The sequence below is a fragment of the Pseudomonas sp. GL-R-19 genome, from assembly GCF_019956375.1.
GTDB lineage: Bacteria > Pseudomonadota > Gammaproteobacteria > Pseudomonadales > Pseudomonadaceae > Aquipseudomonas.
On record NZ_JAHBDJ010000067.1, the window covers coordinates 1 to 7,843 of the forward strand.

Consider the following 7,843-nt stretch of genomic DNA (forward strand, 5'->3'; position numbering starts at 1 on the left):
AATGTGACACGTGATGAGAGTGAAGTTCACAGTACCGCGACGAACGTGCCCGCCTGAAAAGCCTGTAGTGGCTGCAAACTCCCGGCAATTCCCCGCGCTTGACGCCTCTCGACCGTTCGTCCTTAAAACCCCCGTATTTGTTGGGCAAAGTCCGATTTTGCAGGAGGTCATGACATGTCATGACGGATTTTTGCGCGGTGGTTGTGACAGTACGTGGAGCGAAAACGCCAGCTATCGAGCCAGGGGGAAGTGTCGGGTATTGGCCGTTTTGTGCCTGTCACGACCGGCTGAAAACGACCCGATATAGCCATTGGTGACTGCTAAGGATTTCAAGAAAGCCACTACTCGCAAACATCATATTGGAGGGGCGCCCCCCTGATGAGACCGCCATTTTTCAGTTGATTGATCAGTTGCCCGCTGGCAAAGGCAGGTTGATGCCTTCTTTTTTCAGGGGGGCACGCACGTATTGGAATTTCTGGTACTGCGACAGCTCGATCGGCGCCTCGTAACCCATGCTTTGCAATTTGCGTGGCGGGTAATCGACGCAGGTTTTCATCAGCTTCATGATCGCGCCCGTAATCGGCACCATTGTCCAGGTGCGCTCGGTAAAGTTGTTCATGAAAAGGTCATAGCGCTCTTGCGGGTCTTGCCACAAGTCAAAGACTTGCGGCACGGTGGCCACATATTTTAGTGCGCCTTTCAATCCCAGGTTAGTGTCTACGGCCAGGCCGCCGGTTGGCGCGCCATCAAATCCAAGTCGCCGAGAGTCTCGTGATTTTTCGTGCCTTCATCGTGTTGGCAACCGGGTGATGAGTGCACAATCACATGGACCCTTGGTGCATTGACCACCGAGTAATTAGCCTAGGTACTGCGTACAGAATCATTCCCCCCTGACTGCATGACCATGCACAAGTTAAGGCGCAGGGTAGAGTCTAGTGCGGTTTTCCAGTTGAACGGGTAATTACCCGACTGCATCTACTGTTCTTTCTGAACACGGTTCAAAAACCTGATCTACGCTCAACTTGCGCTAGGGCTAACCCTCAGCCTTACAGTAGCGATGCAATTGTCCAATTCTCTCCCCCTGAGAAAGGAACTGTTAATGAACAAAGGTTTTCAGCTTGCTCGCTTTATTGCCTTGGCGATGGTCTGGTCTGAATCTGGCGTCGCTGCCGATAGCCAGGCAGAGCTAGCCAAACAATCCCTGAATCCGGTCGCCGCGCTATACAGTTTGCCGATTCAATATAACTGGAACCAAAAACTCGGCCCCAGCGGTGAGGGGTATCAGAGCGTTACCAACATCCAGCCGGTGCTGCCTTTCAGTCTCAACGAGGAGTGGAATCTGATTTCCCGCACCATCCTGCCCGTCATCGATCAGCATGGCCTGGTGCCCGGCGGGGTTGCCGATAAATCAGGTGTGGGAGACGTCACTCAAAGCTTCTTTTTTTCACCCAAACAGGAAACCGCCAACGGCTGGATCTGGGGAGCAGGCCCAGCCATATTGGTGCCCACCGGCAGCGACGAACTGCTGAGTAGCGAGCAATGGGGATTGGGCCCTACAGTGGTGGCGCTCAAGCAACATGACGGCTGGACCCGCGGTATTCTTGCCAACCACATCTGGTCGCTGGAAAACAGCCCGCCGGATGACAAGGACAAGGTCAACCAGACGTTCCTGCAACCCTTCTTCAGCTACACCACTCATACCTACACCACCTTCGGTATCAATACCGAGTCCACCTACGATTGGCAAACCCGGGAGTGGTCTGTGCCGATCAACTTGTTCGTCACTCAGTTGTTCAAAGTGGGCCATCAACCCATGACCCTGCAAGCCGGCCCGCGTTACTGGGCCGACAGCCCGGAAGATGGACCCGAAGGCTGGGGGGTTCGGGTAGCGTTTACGCTGTTGTTTCCTAAATGAATGCAACGCTGTAGGGCTATTGAGTCAGGAGTGCTCGGGATATTCCTTGCTTTTCGGAGCCAGGCAAAACCCAAAGCTTTTGCATTCCTACTTCGTTACCCCGTTGAGCAGCACCCCATACGACTGAAGAAACTCTACCGTCCCGTGGAAGATCAAGCCTACACCCATCGCCGAAACGAAAAAACCGACGATCCGGGTCGCGGCGTCGATGCCTCGCGGGCCAATCTTTTTGAGGATGGTATTGGCGTAAGCCAAAGACAGATAGGTGACGAACATGGTGGCGCAGATCGCCAGTGCTACCACGGCAAAGTGCAGTATGGCGCGGTCGGTATCCTTAATGGTGCTAGTCAGGCCAATCACTGTGGCGATGGCACCGGGGCCGAACATGATCGGCATGGCCATGGGTATGAAGGATACGTCCTGGTCACTTTTGCCACCGTTTGGAATCAGGTTGCTGTTGGGCGATGGGGCAAAAAGTTCGAAGCCGATGCGCATCAGAATTACCCCGCCGACTACCCGAATCATACTCAGGGGAACCTCGAACAAACGCAGCAGCAGGTTGCCGAAAATCAGAAAGAAAAACATCAGTAGTAGCGCATAAAGGCAGGCCTTGCGTGCCACGTGACGCTGCTCGGGGACGCCTTTGTCTTGCAGCAGACCCAGGAAAACCGGGATGGCCTCAAGTGGATTGATGATTGCCAGCAGGGTGGTGAACATGCCGAAAAACAGGGTGAGATACGCATTCATTGATGACCCGCCAATTGCGTTGTGTACCGACTCACCATAGCTGATCAAGAACAGTTCGCCTCAATCATTGCCGTAAAACCCAAGAGATGGGGGGAGTGGAAGTTTACAGAGAGGCATAAAATGGATGAAGGCAGAATTGGGCGATGGATATTGTTTACCATGCTCAAAGGCAAGCCCATTAGCGCCGAGGATGCCTCAAAAATCATCGGTTTTTTGAAATCACACCACTCATGTATTGATTTAAATCGCGCAGATCTTGAATGCTCCATGAGTGCGGCGATAGCTTTACACCATTCTCCCGCAAAGTTTTTGGAATCAAGTCTCCATTTGGACGAAGTATTATCGATGATACAATCACGCCCGGATAATCATTCAATCGTTTTTTGAAAACGGATGTTGTTAGATCAGGTGCAGGAGGATTGCTTTTATTAGCCAATGGTCCTGTTGCTTTGAGATCCATTCCGTGGCACATGGTGCATCGCTGTACATAGAGATTTTTTCCATTAACATTATCCGCGAAGGATAATGATGTTTGAATTAGCGATAAAATTCCTAGTGAAGCGATGAATGATATTTTCATTGTTTTTATCTTCCTTGATGGATCAGCAGCGTTTGCAGGCATTTGGCGCTGATGCCAGATGTGCAACGGGTGATCCGGTTAATGCGTGTGAGAGCGTTCACAGGGGCGCTTTCAAAAAGCGCTGTTCATGATCAGGCTCCGGCAACAGGCACGTGTCGTATTTCCCGAAGAGCCGATAACGATTGAGCGCAATGCGGTCGTATGCCCAATTTCGAAGTTTGCGAGGGACGATGCGCAACAGGTTCACGGGGCGCCAGAGTGCGGAAAACTGGGCGATGATTTCGAAAAATGCATCCGAACGGTCCCAGTAGTATCGGTCGCGGATCACCGCCATGGTGTCGAATTGATCCATGGGCAAACCTGCCCACGCGAGCAGAGCCTGCCCCTCGGGTGACTGAACCGCCGCCAACCGCACTCGCCGCTGGCGGTCATGGCGAATCAAGAACCTCACCCAGCCATTGCACAGCTTGCAGACACCGTCGAACAGGACCACCGTCTCTCCTGGTTTGAGCAGTGGCGCGGGTGAGGGGCGGATTTGCGAGGCTGGCATAAGCGTGGGTCCAAGGGCGCCTGGTTATCCCGGATCATAACCGCGTGCCAGCGTTAAAGTCTGCATTTGGCTGTGGATTCAACCGGTCGATGCAACACAACTGAATTCTGTGTAAGCAGAAGGCGTATTGCCGCAGTCCTCAGTCAACTGTGGAAAGGCCATGCTTGTGTGCATAGGCGTACAGATCTACGCGGTTCGTCAGGCCCAGCTTGCTGTAGATCGATGTTAAATGGTTGCGTAGCGTGTGCTCGCTGATATGCAGCTTCTCGGCCACCAACTTGCCAGGGGCTGAGGGGTCGCTGGCCAGCGATGCAATGGTTTGCTGCTCGCGGCGCGTTAGCTTGGCGATTTTTTGTTGCTCCGGGCCTATATCGCGCTCGGCTTTCTTGCGCGCCAGTTCAAGGAAGATACGGCTGGTCGCATTGCGGTCAATCCAGAGTTCGCCGTCATGCACTTTTTCTATGGCTTTGAGCAATGTCGATGCGGAGGCCGACTCCCGCTTGTCCACCACGCCACGTGCGCCCGCCAGCACCGCTTTGTCATGCAGCGTCACGTCGCTCGACCCTGTCACTACCAGAATCCTGGCGCTGGTCTGGCTGTGCAAGTCAGCCAGCGACTCGATACAGTCCTCGCCGTCCAGGTCCAGCACCACTACATCTGGCGTGTATTGGTGCAGCGAAAGCAGGTATTGCGCCACCGACGACACCGAACCCGCCAGCATCAATCTCGGTTGAGCGCTTTCCACCAGACGCTCAAGACCCCAGGCCACGAGCGGTAGTGCTACTAACAGGACTTGAATTGGCATGCAGGTCGCTGCCTCTTTAGACGGGTTGTGTTAGCTGATCATGATAGCAATCGTTGCAGCCTGTAGCTTTTTTCTATAGCGCTTCAGGTCCCCCCTCCCATGACATTTGTCCCGTAAAGCCCTGTTTTCATGGCTGATTGACTCCCAGAAAAAAGGGATAGCGCTCCCATGTATAAAACAGCGGTCGTTTTTAGACTGCAACCATGAAAGGCACATACCGAGTTGAGCCCCGTGAGCAAGTCACCCTGTCGCTGCAACTGATCGGCGGGGGCAACGGTGTCACCCGTGACATCAGCGCCTCCGGTTTGTATTTCGAAACCGATAGTGAGCTGCAGGTGGGTAGTTTGATTGACTTCGAGATCGAGCTCGACACTCCCGGCGGCCCCATGAAGTTCAAGGCTCAAGGACAAATTGTGCGCATTGAGCCACTGGGCGGCAGGACCGGGGCGGGCGTGAAGCTGCTGGCCAGCCGGCTGGTGCCGGTGGAATGAGGTTTTCGTGGGTTGAGGAAGAAGCGGCTTGTGGCTGTTAGCGGCCCACGGCGGTTTTTTGCTCAGGGTGAAATTCTTGGGAGAAAGACATGGCGAGCACTACAACTACAAGCGGCGGAACCGTTACCTCGTTTTCCAACACGCCGCAGGGGAAGGATGACCTCTTCACCACCACTGAAAATCTGTTGGGGGTCGTGTATTGGGACGTCATGTCCAATGACCTCGGTGGCAACGCGAAGACACTCTGGTCACTCGACAACGCGGACAGTCTTTCTACTGTCACCAAGGTTTATGCTCCGGCCGACCTCCTGGCCCAGGATACGGCGAGGGCTGAGGCGACGAGTTCTGACACCAGCGAGAACGGTGCAAAAATCTGGATCACCTCGGACGGCAAGGTCGGCTACGACGCCGCTACTTTTTCAGATGCTTTCAAGGCACAACTCCAGGCGCTGGCTACTGGCGAGCTCCTGACGGACAGCTTTACCTATGCGATTCGTCTCGGCAACGGAACGCTCAGTTGGGCCACTGCGACGGTACAGTTTTCGGGCGTGAATGATGGTATGACGATCAGCCTTGGCGCGCAGGCCGGCACGGTGACCGAAGACGCTGGGACCACTGCGAGCACGACCGATTCGCTGACGGCCAGCGGCACGATTACCTTCAATGACGTCGACCTGAGTGACACGCACATGGCGACGTTCGCGCCGGCGGCGGGCAACTCTACTTATCTTGGTACGTTCGTGCTCTCGCCGGTAAGCGAAGCCGCGAACGCGGCCAACGGTTCGGTACAATGGACGTATAACCTGAACAATGCGGCGGCGCAGTACCTGGCCCAGGGACAGACAGTCACCGAAACTTACCTGGTCACCATCAGCGATGGTCATGGTTCGTCGGTAACGCAGAATGTGACCATCACTATCACCGGCACCAATGACGCGCCGACGGTGACGGCGGCAGAAATCGAAAGCGGGGCGGTGACCGAAGACGGCACCCTGCTGGCCAGCGGCAGCTTCGCCTTCGGCGACGTGGACCTGGCCGATGACGCCCATGTGGCCAGCGTGAGTGCGCCGTCCGGGGCGCTGGGTGCGCTGGTGGCCACTGTCAGCAATGAGAGCACCGGTGACGCGGCGGGCAGCGTGGGCTGGAGCTATACGCTGAACAACAGCGCGGCGCAGTACCTGGCCGAAGGGCAGATCAAGACCGAAGTGTTCACGGTGACGCTGACCGACGATTTCGGGGCGGCGGTGACCAAGAATGTAACGATCACCCTGACCGGGACCAACGACCGGCCGACGCTGACCATCACCGACCCGACCGGGGCGATGAACGAAGGCAACGGCGCGGCCACGCTGAGCGACAGCGGCGCGCTGAGCTTCGCTGATCTGGACAGCAACGACGTCGTCACGGTCAGCCAGAGCGCCAACCACGACCTCGTCTGGAGCGGCGGCACCCTCGGTGCGGCGCAAGCCGCGGCGCTGGTGGCTGGTTTCGCGGTCGATCAGGCCGGCTGGACCTACAGCAGCAACCAGAACCTGGACTTCCTGAGCGCCGGTGAAACCATCAGCTTCTCCTACACCGTGGTGGCGACTGACGACAGCGGCACGGGCAATGCGATCTCAACAGCGCAAACGGTGACGATCACCCTGACCGGGACCAATGACGCGCCCGTGCTCAGCTTCGCGACGGGCAACGCTGCCGGCACGGTGCAGGAAGACACCACGCTCAGCGTCAGCGGCCAGTTCAGTTCGGCCGACATCGATCACGATGCCACGGCCACCTGGAGCATCAATGGATCGCCAACCGGTACCTACGGATCGATCGCCGTCGACACCACCGGCCAGTGGATCTACACGCTGGCCAATGGCACCAATGGGGTCGCCAGTGCGGTGCAGGCGCTGAAGGCCGGCGAGAGTCACAATGACGTGTTCACGGTACAGGTCAGCGACGGCCTGGGCGGTGTGGCCACCCAACTGGTGACGATCACCGTCACCGGCAGCAACGACGCGCCCGTGCTCAGCTTCGCGACGGGCAATGCGGCCGGCGCGGTGCAGGAAGACACCACGCTCAGCGTCAGCGGCCAGTTCAGCGCGGCCGACATCGATCACGATGCCACGGCCACCTGGAGCATTGCGGGTACGAATACGGGCACCTACGGCGCGATCGCGGTGGACAGCACCGGCCAGTGGACCTACACGCTGGCCAATGGCACCAATGGGGTTGCCAGTGCGGTGCAGTCGCTGAAGGCGGGCGAGAGTCATAATGACGTGTTCACGGTACAGGTCAGCGACGGCCTGGGCGGCGTGGCCACCCAACTGGTGACCGTCACCGTCACCGGCAGCAACGACGCGCCCGTGCTCAGCTTCGCGACGGGCAATGCGGCCGGCGCGGTGCAGGAAGACACCACGCTCAGCGTGAACGGCCAGTTCAGCTCGGCCGACATCGATCATGACGCCACGGCGACCTGGAGCATTGCGGGTACGAATACGGGCACCTACGGCGCGATCGCGGTGGACAGCACCGGCCAGTGGACCTACACGCTGGCCAATGGCACCGATGGGGTTGCCAGTGCGGTGCAGTCGCTGAAGGCCGGCGAGAGTCACAATGACGTGTTCACGGTACAGGTCAGCGACGGCCTGGGCGGCGTGGCCACCCAACTGGTGACCGTCACCGTCACCGGCAGCAACGACGCGCCCGTGCTCAGCTTCGCGACGGGCAATGCGGCCGGCGCGGTGCAGGAAGACACCACGCTCAGCGT

7 protein-coding genes and 1 pseudogene are annotated in these 7,843 nt (G+C 57.3%); 3 read left to right on the forward strand and 5 right to left on the reverse strand.

Annotation, left to right across the window (positions count from 1 at the left end; genetic code table 11):
* Positions 1–406: 406 nt before the first annotated feature.
* Positions 407–754: pseudogene (locus KGA83_RS26590) on the reverse strand (arylsulfatase); the annotation flags it as partial.
* Positions 755–1,099: 345 nt separating this feature from the next.
* Between KGA83_RS26590 and KGA83_RS26595 the strand changes: the two are divergent.
* On the forward strand, positions 1,100–1,915 hold the full coding sequence (locus KGA83_RS26595; protein WP_411741923.1) for a transporter: 816 nt from the start codon (positions 1,100–1,102) through the stop codon (positions 1,913–1,915).
* Between the two features lie 87 nt (positions 1,916–2,002).
* On the opposite strand, the gene KGA83_RS26600 is transcribed toward KGA83_RS26595, so the two are convergent.
* The 4 genes from KGA83_RS26600 to KGA83_RS26615 form a co-directional block, all read right to left on the reverse strand.
* Positions 2,003–2,662: a MarC family protein gene (locus tag KGA83_RS26600; protein WP_108219955.1), complete on the reverse strand. Its 660-nt coding sequence runs from the start codon at positions 2,660–2,662 to the stop codon at positions 2,003–2,005.
* Between the two features lie 202 nt (positions 2,663–2,864).
* Positions 2,865–3,242 carry a c-type cytochrome gene (locus KGA83_RS26605; protein ID WP_108219954.1) on the reverse strand — a complete coding sequence of 126 codons (378 nt, stop codon included), beginning with the start codon at positions 3,240–3,242 and terminating at the stop codon, positions 2,865–2,867.
* Between the two features lie 97 nt (positions 3,243–3,339).
* Positions 3,340–3,792, reverse strand: coding sequence for a thiol-disulfide oxidoreductase DCC family protein (locus tag KGA83_RS26610; protein ID WP_108219953.1), 453 nt, complete (start codon positions 3,790–3,792; stop codon positions 3,340–3,342).
* A gap of 139 nt (positions 3,793–3,931) precedes the next feature.
* Positions 3,932–4,597, reverse strand: coding sequence for a LuxR C-terminal-related transcriptional regulator (locus tag KGA83_RS26615; protein WP_223531225.1), 666 nt, complete (start codon positions 4,595–4,597; stop codon positions 3,932–3,934).
* A 203-nt stretch (positions 4,598–4,800) separates the two neighbouring features.
* Between KGA83_RS26615 and KGA83_RS26620 the strand changes: the two genes are divergently transcribed.
* Both KGA83_RS26620 and KGA83_RS26625 read left to right on the forward strand, forming a co-directional pair.
* A complete protein-coding gene (locus tag KGA83_RS26620; protein ID WP_223531226.1) occupies positions 4,801–5,088 on the forward strand; it encodes a PilZ domain-containing protein in 288 nt (95 codons plus the stop codon).
* 89 nt (positions 5,089–5,177) lie between these two features.
* On the forward strand, positions 5,178–7,843 hold a 2,666-nt coding region (locus tag KGA83_RS26625), incomplete at its 3' end, for a beta strand repeat-containing protein (protein WP_223531227.1).